Annotated in this window: 9 protein-coding genes and 1 pseudogene; 5 read left to right on the top strand and 5 right to left on the bottom strand. The window is 66.9% G+C overall.

Annotated features, from left to right (window positions below; genetic code table 11):
- Nucleotides 1–350 precede the first annotated feature (350 nt).
- Together ACZ6NZ_RS05370 and ACZ6NZ_RS05365 are read right to left on the bottom strand one after the other, a co-directional pair.
- A complete protein-coding gene (locus ACZ6NZ_RS05370) occupies nt 351–617 on the bottom strand; it encodes a hypothetical protein (protein WP_465855986.1) in 267 nt (88 codons plus the stop codon).
- Nucleotides 618–1,327: 710 nt separating this feature from the next.
- Nucleotides 1,328–3,064, bottom strand: a complete 1,737-nt coding sequence (locus tag ACZ6NZ_RS05365) for a hypothetical protein (protein ID WP_465855984.1) — start codon at nt 3,062–3,064, stop codon at nt 1,328–1,330.
- A 340-nt stretch (nt 3,065–3,404) separates the two neighbouring features.
- On the opposite strand from ACZ6NZ_RS05365, the gene drmD reads away from it, so the two are divergent.
- The 5 genes from drmD to drmC all read left to right on the top strand — a co-directional run bounded on the left by drmD (nt 3,405) and on the right by drmC (nt 17,100).
- Complete coding sequence (gene drmD / locus ACZ6NZ_RS05360; protein WP_465855982.1) at nt 3,405–6,575, top strand: DISARM system SNF2-like helicase DrmD; 3,171 nt, start codon at nt 3,405–3,407, stop codon at nt 6,573–6,575.
- Between the two features lie 335 nt (nt 6,576–6,910).
- Nucleotides 6,911–10,639, top strand: a complete 3,729-nt coding sequence (locus ACZ6NZ_RS05355) for an Eco57I restriction-modification methylase domain-containing protein (protein WP_465855980.1) — start codon at nt 6,911–6,913, stop codon at nt 10,637–10,639.
- On the top strand, nt 10,636–14,340 hold the full coding sequence (drmA, locus tag ACZ6NZ_RS05350; protein ID WP_465855978.1) for a DISARM system helicase DrmA: 3,705 nt from the start codon (nt 10,636–10,638) through the stop codon (nt 14,338–14,340). The genes ACZ6NZ_RS05355 and drmA overlap by 4 nt, the downstream gene beginning before the upstream one ends.
- Nucleotides 14,337–16,400: a DrmB family protein gene (drmB, locus tag ACZ6NZ_RS05345; RefSeq protein ID WP_465855976.1), complete on the top strand. Its 2,064-nt coding sequence runs from the start codon at nt 14,337–14,339 to the stop codon at nt 16,398–16,400. Before drmA ends, drmB begins: the two co-directional genes overlap by 4 nt.
- Nucleotides 16,390–17,100, top strand: coding sequence for a DISARM system phospholipase D-like protein DrmC (gene drmC / locus ACZ6NZ_RS05340; RefSeq protein WP_465855974.1), 711 nt, complete (start codon nt 16,390–16,392; stop codon nt 17,098–17,100). The genes drmB and drmC overlap by 11 nt, the downstream gene beginning before the upstream one ends.
- A 105-nt stretch (nt 17,101–17,205) precedes the next feature.
- Here drmC and ACZ6NZ_RS05335 read toward each other — a convergent pair whose 3' ends face one another.
- The 3 genes and pseudogenes from ACZ6NZ_RS05335 to ACZ6NZ_RS05325 form a co-directional block, all read right to left on the bottom strand.
- On the bottom strand, nt 17,206–17,730 hold the full coding sequence (locus ACZ6NZ_RS05335; RefSeq protein WP_465855972.1) for a hypothetical protein: 525 nt from the start codon (nt 17,728–17,730) through the stop codon (nt 17,206–17,208).
- Nucleotides 17,731–17,734: 4 nt separating this feature from the next.
- A complete protein-coding gene (locus ACZ6NZ_RS05330; RefSeq protein WP_465855970.1) occupies nt 17,735–18,358 on the bottom strand; it encodes a hypothetical protein in 624 nt (207 codons plus the stop codon).
- Between the two features lie 892 nt (nt 18,359–19,250).
- Nucleotides 19,251–19,423: pseudogene (locus ACZ6NZ_RS05325) on the bottom strand (DUF5954 family protein); the annotation flags it as partial.
- Nucleotides 19,424–19,895: the final 472 nt, after the last annotated feature.

The following is a 19,895-nucleotide window of genomic DNA, read 5'->3' as shown; positions in this document are numbered from 1 at the left end:
TGCATAAACGTGACCAGGAATTCGGCATTCTTTGTCACTGATTGTTGACCAGCGTCAGGGGGTTTCGGGGGTAAACGGGGGGGGCCATGTCCTGTAGACCCCCATCCTCGGCTCCCTTGGCCGCCGTCCGCCCGGCCGACACGGCAAGGCTGGCCGACGGTCCACTGCTGCCTTGTTCCTCACGGCGTCGACCGCCTACGCGCCCACCCCGTTTCGCCCACGCTCGGCTCCCGTCTCGTCGGCGTAGAACTGGGTCGCGGCACGGTCCGCTCCATGCGAGCTTTGAACGCAGGACCACGCGCCTTATCGCCGAGCGCCGGTCATCTCCTGTTGGGGTGATGACCGGCGAGTCACGAGATCCTTGCCATGCCCCCGCTGAGCGGGCCGTAAACGTTGAGCAGAGCGGCCCGTTGTTTGTCGGTCATGCCAAGGGCCAGCAGTCTCTCGTTCAAGCAGTGACGCCGCTGATCCTCGTCCGAGTAGCTGAGGCAGTCCTCCAAGAGCACCTTCCCGTCGTCCTCCTCGGCTTTGTCCAACCACTGTTCCAGCCCGATGGTCTGTGTCGTGTCCGGCGTGCCGGGCACCCGAGTGGGCGTCGGTCCCGCAGTCGTGGTCACTGGTCCGGGTCAAGTGAGCACGTCCCGGCAAGGCGGTGACCGCCAGTGTTCGTCACCCCGCAGAGCGCAGCCACCAGGGCGACCACCACAGCACCGGCCGTCGAGATGAGAGCAGTACTGCGGGAACTCTTCGCCTGAATCACCGCGCTCGCCACCATCGCTTGGCCGTTGATCAGGGCGACCTGCACCTCTGGCTCGATGCTGCGCTTCTTTTTTCGCCGACTCATTCCGCCCCTTCCGACCTGCAAGGGTCCCACGAGCCAACATCGGTACTCGCCATTTCGCCATGCCGAGTCTGCGTCGCACCGCCGCCTGATGACCGAGTCGCCAAGGTGGTCACCGAGTAACGGAGACAGAGCGCTGCCCCACTACGCGACGGGAAATTGGGCACCACGGTGTCGTGCGGTCTTGTTTCGAGTTGTATCGCGCGAGACCTTGCAAGACCGTGCAGGACCGTGCGGTGTGATGCAGGAGGAAGACCCCTGCCCCTCTGGTGGCAGCGGCGAGGCGAGGGCCCTTCCCGACTGGTGTGGGCTCAACTGACGGTCGGTCAGTTGGGCCCGCACCCGTTTCCGACCAGCGTTACCGCCAAGCCGACGGCGTAGGGGAGCACCTTGAGTGCCAGTGCCACCCACTCCCCTACGTCCCGCCACCGGTTGGCGTTGGTCCGCCGTTTTCTCCTCGGGCCTGAAGGCCCCTTGCGGCGCGTCTCACGGCGGGCTCGCAGCCCGGAGCACGGGGGACCTGTACTGCCAGCGCCTCGCGAGGTGATCAGCTTCGATCAGTACGTCAACGATCGGTGGCATCGGCGCGCTGTGATCGGTCCGGCGATCATCGATCTTGGCAGCGAGAACGGGCCACAGCTCTCGACCAAGCGCGCGCTTGCTCGGCTGTGTCTTCCACCTCTCCCAGACTTTGTCGATGTTTAGCCACCCGACCCGCTTCTTCTCGATGTCCTTGAGCAGGTCTTCGCGGGTCAGACCGTTGATGGTGGACTCCAAGCGGATAACCGCGTCTGCCAGTTCGTCGTTGTCGAAATGCGCGAACTCGAAGCAACGCTCGTCCCACGTCCTGACATGGACAAGTTCCTCCAAGTCGTCAGGATGGACCGTTACGCCCTGGGCGGCGAGAACGCGTGCAACTTCCTTGATGATCTTGCCCCGCTCCTTGGCGATGCCAACAGGGTTGGAGTAAGACTCCTCCGGGTCTACCGCGATGAGCAAGGTAGTCGGTGGTTTGATGAGCGACCAGGTATCTCCGTGTCGCTCTCCGACCAGTGGTGTCGCGGCCAGCGCCGCAACCTTGGTGAGATCTCCCTTTATTCCGCGCAGGGTAAGGAATCTGACAAGTTCGGGCGCATCGGAAAGACCGCTGCGGCCGCGCGCAAGTGGAAAGAGTTCCTCTTCGGTCTCGCCCTCGATGATGAGTACTACGCGAGGATGGGGCGACAGCCCTAGACTCTGAAGATCTTCATCGAGGCTCTGCCGACGCGCGCTCAACCGTGCTCGGAGCGGGTCAGGTTCGAACGGGAGGATCGTCGGCAGTGGCTCTGCACCGCCACGGCTGGCCATGTCCTCGTAGTACAACAGCAGAATTTCGGCGGCCTCGCGGCAGTCCATGGCCCGTAACGCCGCACCAGACAGCTTGTCACGGGCTCGGTTCGGCGCACGCCGAGCAAGCGATCCCCAGTCCGGCCCCAAGGGATCGATGTACTCTGCCCTCCTCAACAGCTGTTCCGCGTCCGCTTGGGCGTGCTCGGGCGGGTAGTTGAAGGCGTCGGCGAACTGTGCCGGATCGAACGACTTTCGGTACTGCTCCCAGTCCTCGATCTCGGAGTTCCGAACTCGAATCCATTCGGGCTCGATCTTAGGGAGGTACCGCGCCTCCAGTGCGGATAGAACGATCGACAGGTTCCTCAGATGACGCGCCTTGTTGACCAGCGATGCGGAAGCCTTCGGTATCCGAATGACCGAGCCGCCGGAATGCCGCACCAGCCGGCGGCGCGTCCACAGCGCGTCGATATCCGAGAGCAGCAATAGCTGGTAGCGCGAGTAGAGGAGTCCATTATCCCAGTAGCGTGAGGCATTTCGTGGCTGCTTGAAGTGCGTGTGGCGACGATAGGGTGCGACGCCAGGGTCGCGGACGCAACCCTTCCTGGCGGCATCGCGGAGCGAAGCTACGAGCGAGCTGTAGCCCACAATGTCGGGCAGCATCTCGATGGGCTCGCCGACTTGACGCGACATTATCTCGATAAACGGGGCGAGAATACCGGTCCGGTACAGCTCCCGAAGACCGGCAAGATCGAGGTCTAGGCCCCGTCGCTTGGCCTCCCTGATGAATTCTCTCGTCCCAAAAGGACGCTCCTGGGTGAAAGCCCACGGCCGCTCAAGCGCACTCAGAGAAGTTCTCGGTACGGAGGTCACGTCTACCTTCTCGGCGGTAGTCACTCTGCCTACCCTTACAGGTCGAGCTACAGTGCCGGCAGGCTACCAACCTGCGGCATCGCCCCGGGTGAGCCGACCACCCCACGCTCTGCCTGTGTCTGGGAGTCACCACGCCAGCGGGAGTTGCCGAGCTGAAGTGACCCCCTGAGCCCGGATGCCTCCTGACCTGGCATCCTCCGAACAGGAGGCCGTCCCGGCTCAGCTCTGTCCGAGGTGACACCGCAGCGCGATACGGACCCTGTCCTTTAGCCTCTATCAGTACAGCTAGGACGTACGTCGACCCAGTCTGCATCCCGACAGGCACAGGAACATGTGCCACTCTCGTGTCCACTAGGGTCGCTTCATGGCCCCCTCGACCGCCAAGCCGGCCCTCCCGCCAACAGCCGATATTCGTCCAGCTCTTCAGCTTGGACGGGTCGTCGAGGTCCGTGGCTCCACGTGGGCGGTAGCCCGGATACAGCAGCAGGGCCTGCCCCGCAGCCCGGCGGACGAAGCCGTAGCCTCGCTGAACCACGCGGTGACGCTTCAGGCGCTCGACGAGGACCGGCTGGGCGAGGAGCTGACGGTCGTCTGGGAGCTGGAGGTCGGACACACGGTCACGCCCGCTCAGGGACTGCCGACGCAGATCAACCCGGAAGCCTTCGATGACCCGAACACCCTCGCCGGGTTCGTCGACGCGATGCGCTGGGGCGCGGTGACTTCGGCGGACGACCGTAGCGTGCAGGCGCCGTTCCACAGCGGTGTGGCGGTGGAGGCTTACCAACTGGAGCCGCTGCGCCGGGCGCTGTCCTCGCCCCGGACGAACCTGCTGCTGGCCGACGATGTCGGCCTGGGCAAGACCATTGAGGCCGGCCTGGTGGTGCAGGAGCTGCTGCTGCGGCACCGGGCGCGTACCGCGATCGTGGTGTGCCCGCCAAGCTTGTCTCTGAAGTGGCAAGACGAGATGCGGGACAAGTTCGGTCTGGATTTCACGATCATCAACAGCGAGATGATGCGGGAGGTACGGCGCCGCTACGGCCTGCACGCGAACCCGTTCCAGCTCTATCCCCGGGTGATCGTGAGCATGGCGTGGCTGCCGCAGGTGCGAGCACAGCGGATGCTGCGTGACGTGTACGCGCAGACGGCGAGCACGAAGAGCGCTCGGCGGTACGCGTTTGACATCCTGATCGTGGACGAGGCGCACCACGTGGCGCCGGCCAGCCCGTCGACGATCGGTGGTGGGCGCGGCTACGCCGTTGACACGCAGCGCACGCTCGCGGTCCGGGATCTGGCGGACAAGTGTGAGCACCGTCTGTTTCTCAGCGCCACTCCACACAACGGGCATCCGGAGTCGTTCACGGCGCTGTTGGAGATGGTCGATTCGCGCCGGTTCAGCCGTGGTGCGCTGCTGGACGAGCGGGCGTTGCGGGAGGTGACGGTTCGGCGGTTGAAGTCGGACCTGCCGGAGAAGGGTTTCCGCCCTCGGGAGCTACGGGTCATCCCGTTCACACCGCGCGCCGACGAGCAGGAGATGTTCGCTCTGCTGGATCGGATTCTCACCGAAAGCGCGAAGGCGAACGGGACCGGTGAGTCCGGTGACATCACCGCGATGCTGTTCAAGAAGCGGTTCTTGTCGAGCCCGTGGGCGTTCGGCATGACCTTGCAGTCGTACCTCGCCGCGCGGTCGGTGGGCCAGGCGCCGACGGACTGGGACTACGACGACATCCTCGGCGAGGGGCAGGCTGACGAGGAGGAAGGCCTCTGGGAACAGGACGAGGCGACGGCCCTGCGGCATAGCAAGGCCACCGACCCGCTGGTCGCCGCCGCGCCAGGCGAGTTAGAGCGACTGGCCGAGTGGGGGCTGAGCTTCGTAAGTCGACCCGACTCTCGCCTTGACGAGCTGATTACCGCCCTGGATGCGATCTGCCGACCGGGCGGGTTCTGGTCAAACGAGCGCATCGTGGTGTTCACCGAGTACGCCCACACCCTGGAGTGGGTACACCGGGTGCTGGTGCAGCAGGGCTACGGCGACGTGCTGGAGGTCATCCAGGGGCAGACGCCGACCGACGAGCGCGAGCTGATCCGCGAGCACTTCACCACCGAGCCGTCGGCAAAGAACCTCGTGCGGGTGCTGCTGGCCACCGACGCAGCCGGTGAAGGCATCGACCTCCAGGACCACTGCCACCGGCTGATCAACCTGGACATCCCGTTCAACCCGTCACGGTTGGAGCAGCGCATCGGCCGGATCGACCGGTACGGGCAGCAGCAGACTCCGCTGGTGTTCCATTTCTCCCCGGACCGCTCGGCGACGCTGTACGCCGCTGACATGGAGTTCATGGGCCGGATCGCCCGCAAGGTCGTGACGGTCGCGCGTGACCTCGGGTCGGTCAACCAGGTCATCGCCGAGGAGATCCAGGACCACTTCACCCGCTCCTCAACGGGACGGCGCAAGAAGGGCGCGCTCGACGGCAACGCTGTGATCAACAAGGCGTTGGCTGGCGGGTTGGACCTGAACAGCAGGTTGACTCAGTTGGAGAAGGGCTACGCCGACAGTCGGGCGGAGCTGCACCTGGAGCCGGAGAATCTGCGGCGGGTCGTCGACACCGCGCTGCGGATCAGCCACCAGCCGCCCCTGATGGTGGCCGGCGACGACCGGACCGACGCAGCCGTGTTCGCCGTGCCGCCGCTCGGCCCAGCCTGGCAGTCGACGTTGAAGGGCCTGGACACCCGCTCCGAGCCGGGTGTATTGCGGCCGATCACGTTCGACGACAAGGCCGCGGCAGGGCGGAAGGACTTGGTCTACGTCCACCTGGGTCATCCGCTGGTGAAGAAGGCTCAGCGGTTGCTGCGACGGTCGCTGTGGAGCGCGGACGCGCCGTTGCACCGAGTCACGGCGGTCGTGGTGGATGGGCTGGAGGAGTCCTTCGTCGCGGCCGTCACCCGGATGGTGCTGGTCGGCCGGGGCGGGCTACGCCTGCACGAGGAGATCTTCCTCGCCGGCGTACGCCTGCGGGGCCGCCGTGCTATCGCCGAGGAACGCGCCGAGCAACTGCTCGACCAGGCCCTCGACGCCGGCAGGCTGACGCTGGCCGCTGCGGACGTCCGCGCCGACCTGGCCAGCGAGTGGAACGAGCCGGAGTCCCCGCTGCGGTCCCGGCTGCTCGACTCGATGACGCGCCGCGCCGAGTCTCGCCATCAGCGGGTCAGCGACCAGCTCGCTAAACGCGAGCAGGCCGACGTCAACCGGGCGCGGGAGATCTTCGCCGCGTTCCGCAGCAACCTGAACGAGTCGCTGGACCAGCTCACCAGCGCCGAGATGCAGGACCAACTGGCCCTCTTCCCCGACGACCAGCAGCGGCAGCGCCGCCGCGACATCGAAACGATGCGCCGTCGCCTGGACGAGCTCGGCGACGAGGAGCAGCGGGAGATCGCGGCGATCACCGAGCGGTACCGCGACGTCAAACCACACACCACCGCTGCGGCGGTGGTGTTCGCGCTCACCCCGGCCGACGCCCAGCGAGGAGGTTCACGCTGATGCGGACCGCCCGTACCTTCCGTCCGAAGACGGCCACCGAGCTGCACCGGGCGTGGCTTGAACTGGTCGAGACAGACGGCCCGTTCCTGGCGATCCCGCCGCTGAAGCGGGTGTGGCCGCAGGGCATCCCCGCCCTGGGCCCCGAACGCCTCGACGTCCTCCGCGAGGCCAGGCCGGCGTTCGACCACGCCTGGGAAGCACTCGACATCGACCCGGCCGACGAGACCGTTCAGGCCAAGTACGCCGAGATCCGCGACATCTGGGTGCAGACCGTCCTCCGGGACGTCGTCGGATGGCGTACCTCGCTGGCCTGGGGTCCCGACTGCGCGCCCGGGGTGACGGCGCACTCACCGGACAGGCGGGTCACCGTCAACCCGCAGGCCGCGCTGTCCGGGCCCGATGGCATCGGCGCGCTGGTCGGCGTGGTCGACAAGTGCGACAGCCTGCACTCCACCGGCACCGACGGCTGGGCCGCCACCGCCATCGACCGGATGGAAGCGATGCTGCGCGGCGCCGGCATCTCGATCGGCATCGTCACCGACGGCCGCTGGTGGGCGCTAGTCTGCGCCCGGCCGGACGCGATGGTCGCCTCCAGCATCGTCGACGCCCAGACCTGGGTCGAGGAGCCGCTGACCCGCAACGCATTCCTTACTGTCATCGCCCGGCAGTACATAATCGGCGGTGACCCCAACGAGCGGCTCCCCAGGCTGTTCGAGGAGTCCGTCGCCGCCGCCGAGGAGATCACCGAGGCTCTCGGCGCCCAGGTCCGCCGCGCCGTCGAGCTGCTGATCCAGGCGTTCGCCGAGACCGCCGCCGACCACCACAGGCGCGGCCTACGCAATCCGCTCCCGGACGACCCACACGACACCTACTCTGCGGCCGTCACGGTCATGATGCGTGTCGTCTTCCTGCTCTTCGCCGAGGAGCGCGGCCTGCTGCCGCAGAGCGAGCTCTTCCTGCAGGGGTACGGCATCAGCGGTGAACTCGACGACCTGGAACAGCGCCGGCTGCGCGACGGCGAGGAATCGCTGGACAGCACCTATCTGACCTGGCACCGGTTGCTTGCCACCAGCCAGGCCCTCTACCGCGGCGCTTCGTTCGAGAACATGCGCATGCCCGCGTACGGCGGATCGCTGTTCGACCCGGAGCGGTACCCGTTCCTGACCGCCTCGAACGACAACGGCACCCTCGCCATGCCCGTTTCCGACCGGGTCATGCTGCACGTCCTGCGCTCGGTGCAGGTCGCCCAGCTCAAGGGCGGCGACGCCCGCCGAATCTCGTTCCGTGACGTCGACGTGGAACAGATCGGCTACATCTACGAAGGGCTGCTCGGCTACTCCTGCACCCGGGTCACCGGCGACACCCACGTCGGCATCGTCGGCGCAACCGGAGCCGAGCCGGAGATTCCGCTGACCGTGCTGGAGCAGCTCGCCAACGCCAGCGCGACTCCGGCGAAACTAGCCACCGCGCTCATCGCCTGGCTCAAGGAGAACCAGCCCGCTGCCACCCCGCCGAGCGCGAACGCCTTGGCGAAGCGACTCGCGACCAGGCCCGGCGACGACGCCGACCGCATGCTGCGCGCGGTGACCGATGACGACGACCTGCGCGCACGCCTCCTCCCCTGGGCCACCATCACCCGGCCCGACCTGCGCGACCGCCCCACCATCGTCCTGGACGGCGGCCTTGTGGTTACCGAGACGCCGTCACGGCGCAACGCTGGTGCCCACTACACCCCGAAGTCACTTGCCGAGGACGTCGTCCAGCACGCCCTCGAACCGCTCTGCTACTCCCCCGGACCGCACCAGGTCCCCGAGAGCAGCGGCGCCTGGAGACTGCGCGGCTCGGACGAGATTCTCAACCTCAAGGTGGCCGACATCGCCGCCGGCTCCGGCGCATTCCTGGTCGCCGCCGCCCGCTATCTTGCCGCCCGCCTCGTCGAGGCATGGATCGACGAGGACCCCGCCAACGCCAAGCGGCACGACCTCGGCCAACACGCGATCCGTGAAGTCGTCGCCCGGTGCCTGTACGGCGCCGACATCAACGCGATGGCCGTCGAGATGTGCAAGCTGTCGCTCTGGCTGGTCTCGCTCGACCGCGACCTACCGTTCTCCTTCGTCGACGACAAGATCTTGCACGGTAACTCCCTGCTCGGCCTCACCGACCTACGCCAGCTCCGCACCCTGCACATCGAGGCGCCCACCCATCAGCAGGCCAGACTGACGGCCCAGGACGTGGATGGCACCATCCGGCGGGCCGTCGATATCCGCCGAGACCTCGCCAGCGCAGTACGCGAACACGACCCCATGCGCAGCGCTACCGCAAAACGTCGCCAACTCAACCGCTCGCGCGAGCTGACCGCCCAGCTCCGCCAGGTGGCCGACGGGGTGATCGCCGCCGGGCTCCGCCTCGGCGGCAAACCCGGCAAAGCCCTGGACGAAGCGTACGAGAACCTGGCCGAGGCGGTGACCGCCGCGATGCCGGCCGACGGCACAGTCGGCAATCGCGTGTGTCTTGACTCGATCTTGGAAGAGGGGCTGACCCCGGTTGTCGCGACGGACTACGAACGCTGGCAGCCGCTGCACTGGGTGCTCGAAGTCCCGGACGTGGTGGTCGATCATGGCGGCTTCGATGCCGTCATCGGTAACCCACCCTTTCTGGGCGGCAAGAAGCTCACCGGCGCGCTAGGCACGAATGTCCGCGACTGGTTCGTCCACCAGGTCGCCGGAGGCGCCCGGGGCAGCGCCGACCTCGTCGCGTACTTCCTGCTACGCGCGGTCGCGCTGCTGCGGCCGGCCGGGACGTTCGGGTTGATCGGCACGAACACCATCGCGCAGGGTGACAGCCGTGAGGTCGGTCTCGACCGCATCGTTGCCGACGGGGTAACGATCACGCGTGCGGTGCAGAGCGCCTCGTGGCCGTCGGCAAGCGCCAACCTGGAGTATGCGGCAGTTTGGGGCAGCCGCGGCCCGGTCTCCGATGCAGCCGATCGGGTGGCTGACGGGATCACGGTGTCACGCATCTCCACGCTGCTGGAACCCGCCGGACAGGTCGACGGCACCCCGGCCCGGCTCGCCGAGAACGAGAACTTCGCCTTCATCGGCTGCATCGTGCTCGGCATGGGATTTGTGCTGGAGCCCGACGAAGCTCACGCGTGGATCGCCGAGGACGACCGGAACCGTGAGGTGCTGTTCCCCTACCTCAACGGCGAGGATCTCAATTCACGCCCCGACTGCTCCGCCTCGCGCTGGGTCATCGACTTCAACGAACGATCTATCAACGAAGCATCGGCCTTCCCCATCGCCTTCGAAAGGATTGAGGAACTCGTTTTTCCCGAGCGAGCGCTAAACAAGAAGAAGCCCTACCGGGAGCGCTGGTGGCGGTTTGGCGAGAACTGTCCAGGAATGCGGAGTGCGATCGCCGGACTGGACGAGGTGCTGGTCATTGCATTGGTCAGCAAGTCGGTCATGCCTGTGCGGGTGCCCACTGGGCAGGTCTTCAGCCACAAGCTAGCCGTGTTCGCGACCGACTCGCCAGCCGATCAGGGGGTGTTGTCGTCGAGTCTGCATCAAATGTGGGCGGTCAAGTATGGCTCCACGATGCGGGCGGATGTGAACTATTCACCATCCGATGTGTTCATGACGTTTCCCCGCCCGGAGTCGACGGATCGGTTGGAGAAAGTGGGCCGGGTACTGGATGTCGAGCGGCGCGAGATCATGCTGCGGCGCGAACTGGGTTTGACCAAGCTCTACAACCTGGTCAATGACCCGGGGCTGGCAGATGCCGAAGACCCGGACGTGGCCCGGTTGCGACAAATTCACGTCAAGGTGGACGAGGCGGTGATGGCGGCGTACGACTGGTCGGAGGTGCCGCTGGAGCATGGCTTCCACACGTACCGTCAGATGACGCGGTGGACGGTGAGTCCGGCGGCGCGGGTGGAGATCTTGGACCGGTTGCTCGCGGAGAACCTGCGCCGCGCGGCGGCGCAGCGGCCGAAGGCGGCGAAGAAGGCGACTGCCCGCCAGCGAAAGCCGGCGGTCCACGACGGCCAGGAGGCGCTGCTGTGACCGACTCGGCGCCGGGTTTTCAGCTCGCGCACGAGCCTGACGACACGTCGTACACGGTTCGGGAAAACCTGGTCGACATCCTGGAGCGTGAGCTGCTCGGGCCATCGGGTGGTCCGGATGAGCTGTTGACAGTGAGCCCGCGTCAGCTGTACCTGGTGGGGCATATTGCGCCGGTGAAGCTGACCGAGCCCGATGCTGATGCGGCCGGCTCTGAGGACGAGTATGGCCTGGTGGGCATCCGGTGCGATGCGGCAGGTTTTCATGCCCAGCGTGGGATTCCGGCCGAGTCCGCCGACGGCACCGACGTCGAGGGTGAGGAGGATGACGCCGACGACAAGGCTCCGCGGCAGGGGCTGATGATTCCGTCGTCGATGGGGTTGCGGTTCCAGGTGCCGAACGATCTGGCGGAGTTCACGGTTACCGTGTCTTGGGGCACCTACGAGAGTGTGAAGACCGGTGAGGTCGACAAGCGGGGCCGTGCGGTGCGGCGGTATCGGCGGACGCCGGTCGGGATCGTCGAGAAAATCGCGGTAGCCGAACTGACGCCGGGGCGAACGTACACGCGGCTGCTGACCGGGCAGGTCTGTCTCCGGATCGACGCCTACGATGACGCACGGTTCGGTCGGCGGTTGATCGAGATCGCGCTGGTCAATGACCGGGAGACGCCGCCGACGATCCCGGTGCACGAATGGCTGTTCCAGACGAAGCTGCACGTCGACGCGGACGATGCCGCGGTGTTCCTGCCGGTGCGCGACGTGATGGAGCAGGAGTGGCCGGAGCACGACGACGAAATGCGCCGGTTGCACCTGCAGTACCGCAACCGGCTGGAGTTCGCGGTCGGGCGGACCTGCTCGGTGGACTGGCGGGCGGAGCCGGGAGCACGGCGGGCGACGGCGGTGTGGACGACCTGGCTGCCGGTCGCGGAGACACCGCAGACGCAGGCACGGTCGGTCATGGGCGCAGTGCTGTCCATGGACGCGCTGGCCAAGGCCAGCCCTGAACAGGTTCGTGACGGGCTCGCCCCGCTGGTGGATGGTTACCGGACCTGGCTCGACGCTGAGGCCGCGAAGGCGGCACAGCTCCCCGAGCATCTGCGGGACCTGGCCGAGGAAGTCGTGGACGAGGCACGCGCGGCAGAGCAGCGGCTGGCGGACGGTCTGGCGCACGTGGTGGCTGATCCGGAAGCGTTCGCGTGCTTCCGGTTCATGAACGAGGTCATGCGGGACCAGCGGGTCCACTCCCGGATCGGGGCGTTGCGTAGCTCCGACCCGAGCCTGTCGTTCGACGACGCCCGCGGTCAGGTTGAGGCCGACGAGCGGGAGAAGCCGTCGTCGTGGCGGCCATTCCAGCTGGCGTTCATCATCATGCAGCTGCCGGCGCTGACCGACCCCACTGCGGCGGCGCGCAGCGGTGAGCTGTCGCGGGTGGAGTTGTTGTTCTTCCCAACCGGTGGTGGCAAGACCGAGGCGTACCTGGGTCTGGCGGCGTACACGTTCGCGATCCGGCGCCGGCAGCAGGTGGTGGCGTCCTCCGATGGCCCGTTAGACGGGCGTGACGGGGTGGCCGTGTTGATGCGGTACACGTTGCGGCTGCTCACCGCGCAGCAGTTCCAGCGGGCCACCACGCTGGTGTGTGCGGCGGAGTTGGTTCGCCGCCGGGACGAAGCAACCTGGGGTAGTAAGCCGTTCCGGATCGGGTTGTGGGTCGGCACCGACGTGAGCCCAAAGCGGTGGGACGAGGCGGACGAGCAGCTGCGCAAGGCCAACGCGTACGGCGGGCACCGGTTGACGGTGTTGCAGGTGCAGCGGTGCCCGTGGTGCGGCAGCTTGATCGGCGCCGCAAACGTGAAGCCGGTCAAGACGAATCGGCGGGTGCTGGTCTTCTGCGGCGACGATATGGGGCAGTGCCCGTTCGCCAAGGGCGGTCAGGTGGATGAGGGCCTGCCGATGCTGACGGTGGACGAGGAGATCTACCGGATGCCGCCGGCCTTCGTGATCGCGACGGTCGACAAGTTCGCTCGGCTAGCGCGCGAGGGTGAGGCGGCGTCGCTGCTCGGCTATGTCAGCAGATACTGCGGCTGGCACGGTTACGTGCACCCGGACTACGCCGGTTGCAGCATCACGACCCAACATCAGGCCGTGGCGGGCCTGCCCGCCGCGACCGTACGCCCGGTGGGACGACTCCGGCCGCCGGATCTGATCATTCAGGATGAGCTGCACCTGATCACCGGGGCGCTGGGCACCGCCGTGGGGCTGTTCGAGGTGGCCGTCGAGACCCTCGCGTCGTGGGAGACCGCCGACGGCAAGCCGGTCCGGCCGATGATCGTGGCGTCGACGGCCACCGTGCGCCGCGCCGACGAGCAGGTACGAGGGCTGTACGGGCGCGGCGTCCAAATCTTCCCGCCGCAGGTCTTGGATGTGGCGGACACGTACTTCTCACAGGAGCTGCCGATCGGGCCGACTACCCCGGGCCGGCGCTACATCGGGGTGAGCGCGCAGGGAGTGCGGCTGTCGAGCGCGGAGATCCGGGTCGCCGAGGTGTTGCTGCTCGCCGGGCAGTTGCTGTTCGACCGCAGTGGGTCTGCCGCCGATCCGTACATGACGTTGGTGGGCTACTTCAACGCGACCCGTGAATTGGCCGGTATGGCCCGCTACATGGCCGACGACGTGCAGAACCGGGTCCGGCAGCCCCGCCCCGGATCGGGTTTCCCACGGCGGCTCGGCTCGTACGGGCGCCTGGTCACCGGCGAGCTGACCTCCCGCATCGCCTCAGTCGACATCGGACGCACGCTGGACAACCTGGCTCTGGAGTTCGACCCCGACTACGCCACGACCACGGCGATGCGGAAGCGGCTCGAACAGCAGGAGGCCGGCGGGCGGATGGAGCGGCCGAAGGCCGACCCGTTCGACGTGGTGCTGGCCACTTCGATGCTGCAGGTCGGGGTCGACGTGCAGCGGCTCGGGCTGATGCTGGTGGTGGGGCAGCCGAAGAACACCGCCGAGTACATCCAGGCGTCCTCACGGGTGGGCCGCGACGTCGGCCGTCCGGGTGAGGACTGCGGCCGACCCGGTCTGGTCGTGGCGCTCGGGAACTGGGCGCGGCCCCGCGACCTGGCCCACTACGAGCAGTTCCGGCACTACCACGAGACGTTTTACGCGCAGGTGGAGGCGCTGTCGGTTACCCCGTTCTCGCCGACGGCTCTGGACCGGGGCATTGACGGGGTGCTGGTCAGCGCGGCTCGGGTGCTGCAGGCGCACCGCGACGACGGGCTGTCGCCGGAGCGGGCCGCGTGGCGGGTCCGTGACGAACAGGACGCTCTCACCGCACTGGTCGATCGGCTCTATGCCCGAATCAGGCCGGCGGCCCAGCTGGACGACCTGATGGCGCAGGCGCACCAGCGGCTGATCAACCGCCTGGACCAGTGGAACGCTCGGGGAAAGTACGCCGGGAAACTTAGCAAGACCCTGGTGTATGAGCGCACCGGCGACAACGACAGCTACCTGCCGTTGCTGATCAGCCCGGAGAACGCAAAGGCCCACCAGGGTCAGCCGGACCGCGCGCCGTTCATCGTCGCGCACTCGATGCGGGAGGTCCAGCCGGAGATCAACCTACTGGTCAGCCCCATAACCGAGCGGCTGTTCGTCGTCGAGCCCGATGACGCGCCGTCGTGGGAGCTGCCCGAAGGAGGAGAAGACGAGTGACGGACGACGAGGGGCAGATGATCTTCGAGTCTGCGCAGCTGTTGGACCCGCTGGCCGACAGTGAGCAGGCGAACGTCAAGAACCGGGCCAAGGTTGGCTCGGCCCGCCCGTCGTCGCTGCTCTACACCTACGGTGTCGGCTCGATCATGGACCTGCCGCAGTTCTCGATCATGCCGGCCGGCCTCGACGATTGGGAGCCGATCTGGCGGCGGCGTCCCACCGTGCAGACGATCGAAGAGCCACGGCTGCTCAAGGTGGTCCAGCTTCACCTTGGGTCGCGCGTGCAGCAGCTGCGGCCGTTCCCGTGGCAGCCGAAGGCCCGCGCAATGTCGCAAGAGGGCTCCGACCTCGGCATCCCCGCGCGGGTGTTCCCGCAGTGGCTGCGGTGCACCGGCTGCGACTACCTCGGGCCGCTGTCGCGGTTCAGCTACACCAACACCCACCCGTTCCGGCCCGACTTGGCGACCTTCGAACACGCAAGTTGTCCCGGCCGTACGTTTGCGGGTGCGGCGAAGGGAAAGGTCACGGCTCCCACGAAGGGGAAGGCCAGGCGCAGCCCGGCGGTGCCCGCCCGTTACCTGCTCGCCTGCGCCAACGGCCACCTCGACGAGTTCCCGTACGCGCTGTGGGTGCACCGCGGCAGAACCTGCCCCGCCGCCCCGCACCCGGACCTGAAACTGCACGACAGCAACATCGGACAGGGAGCGGGCGCGGTCATCACCTGCGAACGCTGCCAACAGCGGCGCGGCATGGGCGAGGCTCAGGGCGAGGCCGGCAAGCGGAAGCTGCCGACCTGCCGGGGCCGGCATCCGCACCTGAATGCCTTCGATCCCAAGTGCGGGCTGGACACCTCGCTGATGATGATGGGCGCGTCCAACCTGTGGTTCGCCTCGACCCAGTCGATCATCGTCATGCCCCGCAGCGAGGAGCAGAAGCAGACCGCGCTCGCCACGAAACTCCGCACACACCTGACTCCCGAGGAACTGGCCGACTACGCGGCCGTGCCGAAGGTGCTTCGTTCGCTGCTCGTCGCGCACAAGTGCGACATTGCCGGAGTCACCGACGAGCAGCTGACCGCAGCGGCGGCTGAGGCGCTCGCGCCACCACCGTCGGAGGAGGAGCGGCGGGAGAGGCTACGCGATTGGGACCCGGTCGAGCTGCTTGTGCCGGAGTGGGACTACCTGCAGAAGCCGAGCCTGTTCGCGCAGCAGCAGGACTCCAGCGGGCTGATGGTCACCGAGATGCCCACGGCCGCCGACCTCCCGAAGCAGGTGCACCGGGTCATCGCCGTGAACCGGATGAAGAAGGTCAACGCGGTGATCGGCTTCACCCGCATCGACGAGATGGACCGGGTCAACGACCTCGCGAGCCGGCTCGTCAAGCTCACCCGGGACGGCAGACCCACCTGGGTGCCGGCCACAGAGGACCGCGGCGAAGGCATCTTCCTGCAACTGGACGAGACCGCCGTCGCCGCCTGGGAAGCGCAGATCCTGCCCACAGCGCTCTGGCGGGCGCACCGTGAAGCCCATCGGCACAACTTCTCCCGGCGCTTCTCCGCTACCGCCGCCCAGATCGACCCCGACACCCGCTTCCCCGCCCCGCGCTACTGGCTGATCCACAGCCTGGCGCACATCCTCATCCGTGAGATGGCGATGTCTTGCGGTTACGGCGCTGCCAGCCTCAGCGAACGCGTCTACGCCTGGCCTGCCATCCCCGACCGGCCCGCCGCCGCTGGACTGCTTATCTGCACCACGGCCTCCGACAGCGAGGGCACCCTCGGTGGACTGGTCGCGCTCAGTCAGCCGGAACGGCTGCACGGGCTCCTGCTCGACGCGCTGCGCAGAGCAGCCCGCTGCTCCTCCGACCCCGTCTGCGGGCATCGCACACCACGACACGGCGAGGACTTCCTGCACGGCGCGGCCTGCCACTGCTGCAGCTTCGCCTCGGAAACCTCCTGCGAACGGGCCAACCGATTCCTCGACCGCAGATTCCTGCTCACTCTGCCGACCATCGACGACGAACGGGTCCCCGGCTTCTTCGGCACCATCGATGTCTACTGACCCCTACACGGCGCTCGGCGCCTTCCTGACCGCCTACGAGGCACAACGACTCGCCACCGTCCTACAAGCCGGCGGCACCTCTGGCCAGGCACTGAAAGAAGTACACGCCGCCCGCCGCGGCGAGGCGAAGCGCCTACTCCTCGCGGCCGAACTCGGTCCGGAGCACCGGGACAACTCAGTCGCCGTACTCCAGGCCATCGCCGGCGCACGATCCGTCCGGACCGCCATCTCCCCCGTCTGGACCATGCCCGGCGTCGAAGCCACGACCGGCCGTCTCACCAGCGAAGCTCAGCGCATCATCGACGACGCACGCATGTCGATCGTCTGCTCCAGCTTCAACTTCACGCCGCACTCGGGCATGTGGACTGCCCTCAAGAACGCCGCACGTCGCCCCGGCCTGAGCGTCACGGTGTACCTCGACGCCCACGCCGGCTCCCCGGCAGCCGTCGCGGCCCATCTGCCGAAGGCGACCGTACTCCGGACGCTAACCCCGCCCGGAGGCCACCATCCGCTGGTGAGTCACGCCAAGTTCATCGTCGTTGACCGCGTAATCACGCTACTGACCAGCGCGAACTTCTCCTATAGCGCAGAGAACACCAACATCGAGTTGGGACTACTGGTGCACGACACCAACCTCGCCGCGTCGATCGAAGCCCTCATGCGGAGCAAGCACGGGGTGCTCTACGAGCAAGTGACCTGACAGGTGCGCGCGGCTTACCCGCCCTTGCAAAGGAGCGAAGATACCTGGACCAGCCTCGTACAGGCGCGCCGCTGGGGCAAGTCGAACCAAGCCCCACGGGGAGACTCACGTTGGCAACCGAAAGCCGCTGATCTCACGCGACTGAGCCAGCCACTGTACGGCCAGCCGGCGCGCCTCTTCCCGGGGTATTGGTGACCTACGGCGGATCACCTTGGCCAGGCGCCGCACCGCGACGTCCTCCCACTGTTCCCGGAAGTCGTCGTCAGGAATTTCGATGAGGATCTTCGGCCGGTGCGGGTCGTGCTTCAGGCGGTCATCCGGGCGGCCGGGCTGCAAGTAGATAGCGCGGCTGTTGAGGGCATTGTCGACGATGATGCCCTCACCCTCGATGCTGAACATCAGTACCGCCCGGGCCTCGATCGGGCGAACGAACCACAGCGACAGAGAGACCAGGTCCTTATTGCGCTCAGCCTGCCCCCACCGATACGTGACGTCGCCGGGTGAGAGATGGCTGTGCAGGCGGACCAGTTCGTCGAGGTCAGGCCGGCTGGTGGTGTCGATAATGACCAACGGCACCATCCGGCCGTCAGCGGCCGGACCCGCAATCGACCCGTCCGCGACGACGGGCACGATGTCAGTGGGATCTACCGCTCGTCTCGTCGGCCGCTTGGTCGTCCGACGTTTGATCATGCTCCACCTCCCGCAGGACGGATGCGCTGACTGTCACGGCTATACCGCGGCTGTCCTGCAAGACCGCGTCGTAACGCTGGATGCCGGCATCGTGTGGGAACAGGCCGGCGGGTAGTTCGAAGGTCAGCCACCCGGCGACCGCGCCGTTGGACTCCAGACGCACAGGCAGGTCTAGCGCCGTCACGTTGCCCGGAAAATCGTCTCCGGTAGTCCGGTGACTGACCTTGACCGTCATCGCGTGCCCGGTCGGCAACGTATAGGCGATGTGCAGCTCAGCGCCGACGATAGCCGCATCGCGGTCGGTGGGGTTGACTGCCACGATCTTGATACCGACCCAGCGTGAGGCGCCTGAACGGCGCCACGATGCCGAGTCGGCAAGAGTGACATCCAGTCGGGCCGCCCGGCGCTCCTCTTGCTGCATCGATAACGTCAGGGCGCGCCGCGAGGTGTTGCGGTTGGACAGTGCGACCAGCAACGCCAGCAGTGCCACGGCCGCCGACGCCACGGGGACCCACTGCGTCCAGCCAGTATCCGAAGACACGGGCGGCTGGGCCAGAACCAGGAGCATGTGGCACAGAATGCCCGATAGCACACGCCCATGTCACCGGATGATCGGCCGAGCCCACGACAGTGATGGCGGACGCGGTGCCAGGAGCCGGCGGACTTCACGGAGATCACGGAGCAGCCAGCGGGTGACTGAGACTGACCATACCCCGCTACATGTAGTGCACGCCGGCTGTTACCGACGGGGGCGGAAGGCCCCACCTGCCGCCCTGATCATGTCCGCCCGATGCTCCGACTCAGAGCTTAGAAGCACGACGGCAAAGATGATCATTCCGGCCACAACTCCGGCCACGGGTGTGCCGACGATGATGAGGACAGTCCGCGGCGGCAGGTTTTGAATGAATCCGAAATCCACAAGGTTCTCCTAGCTCTCGCCGAGCTGGAGCCACACAGGACTCAGCTCGGCCACCAATTTGGCCTGTTGGCTGAGGTCCTGCTCCGACTTAGCAGACGCCTTATTTTGCTCTGACCACGCGCTGTGTAGGTGCCGCTGCGTATTCGCTCGTGTTCCGTCTGGTCTTCTGTATAAATGGCTCGTCCGGTCGTCGGCACCGGACTTCGCCGCAAGCATTGACCAGAGGGTCAGACGCCACCCGAGGGGTGGCACTTGCCGAAAATCATACCCATCCGCAGGACCAACGGCTGCGAAGCACCCCGGCCGGCTGAGCAGTCAGTCGCCGAATCAGGTAGCGGGGATGCGTTGAGTGACGGCGGCGTTGGTTCCCGCGCAGGCGCACTCTCGCCCGGGTCGACGAGTGCACTCGACCCGGCTGCGAGCAGAACTGTGAGCTCACGATCACGACATGAGTCGACGTGCAGCGAATCCACAGCGACGTCAGCCGAATGGCTGCCAGCCCGACTGTGGATGATGCACGGCACGGAGTACACCAGTCAGATCAGTCTGGGTCGGGCATCAACCCTTGGGCGCGAAGTTGGTGAACCTGCCGGGCGAGCGGATACGAGTCCCGGTCCGAGGGGCGCGGCCCTTCCGGCCCGTCCGGGCTCACCCGCACGAAGGTCTCGACCGGGTCACCCGGCACGGCACGCCCTGCACCTCGAAGTCGTTGCTGAAGCAGCACGTAACGTGCTGACGGTCGGCTCGGTTGTCACGCTACGCCGTCCCGGCGCACCCCTCATTGAGTAGCTGGGCTGGCCGTCGGATCGCGCCTCGATCAATGTCCGTCACCCGGCCGGCCGGAGGCCGCCGATGCCACCCGAAAGAGTGACAGAGCTGCATGGGCCAACCGCTCCCCATACTCTGGACGTGGGAACCAGGACGGGGTAGACCCACCGCTCGTGGAGGTCCTATGGCGACGAGGGCGACGGCAGAACCGGGACGGAGCACTCTTTCGTCCTGGGCCGCCGGGCAGCGGAAGCTACGGCCACAACGGTTCGCCCCGGCCGCGGATGGACTGCGCTTCGCGTTCTACGGACGGATGTCCACCGTCGACTTTCAGGATCAGGCGTCGTCGTGCCGGTGGCAACGCGACCACGCCGAAGGCTTGGTCGCCGGTCATGGCCGGATCGTGGTGGAGTTCTTC

The sequence above is a fragment of the Micromonospora sp. NPDC047756 genome (assembly GCF_055587245.1).
This window is presented reverse-complemented; position numbering and strand designations above follow the sequence as displayed.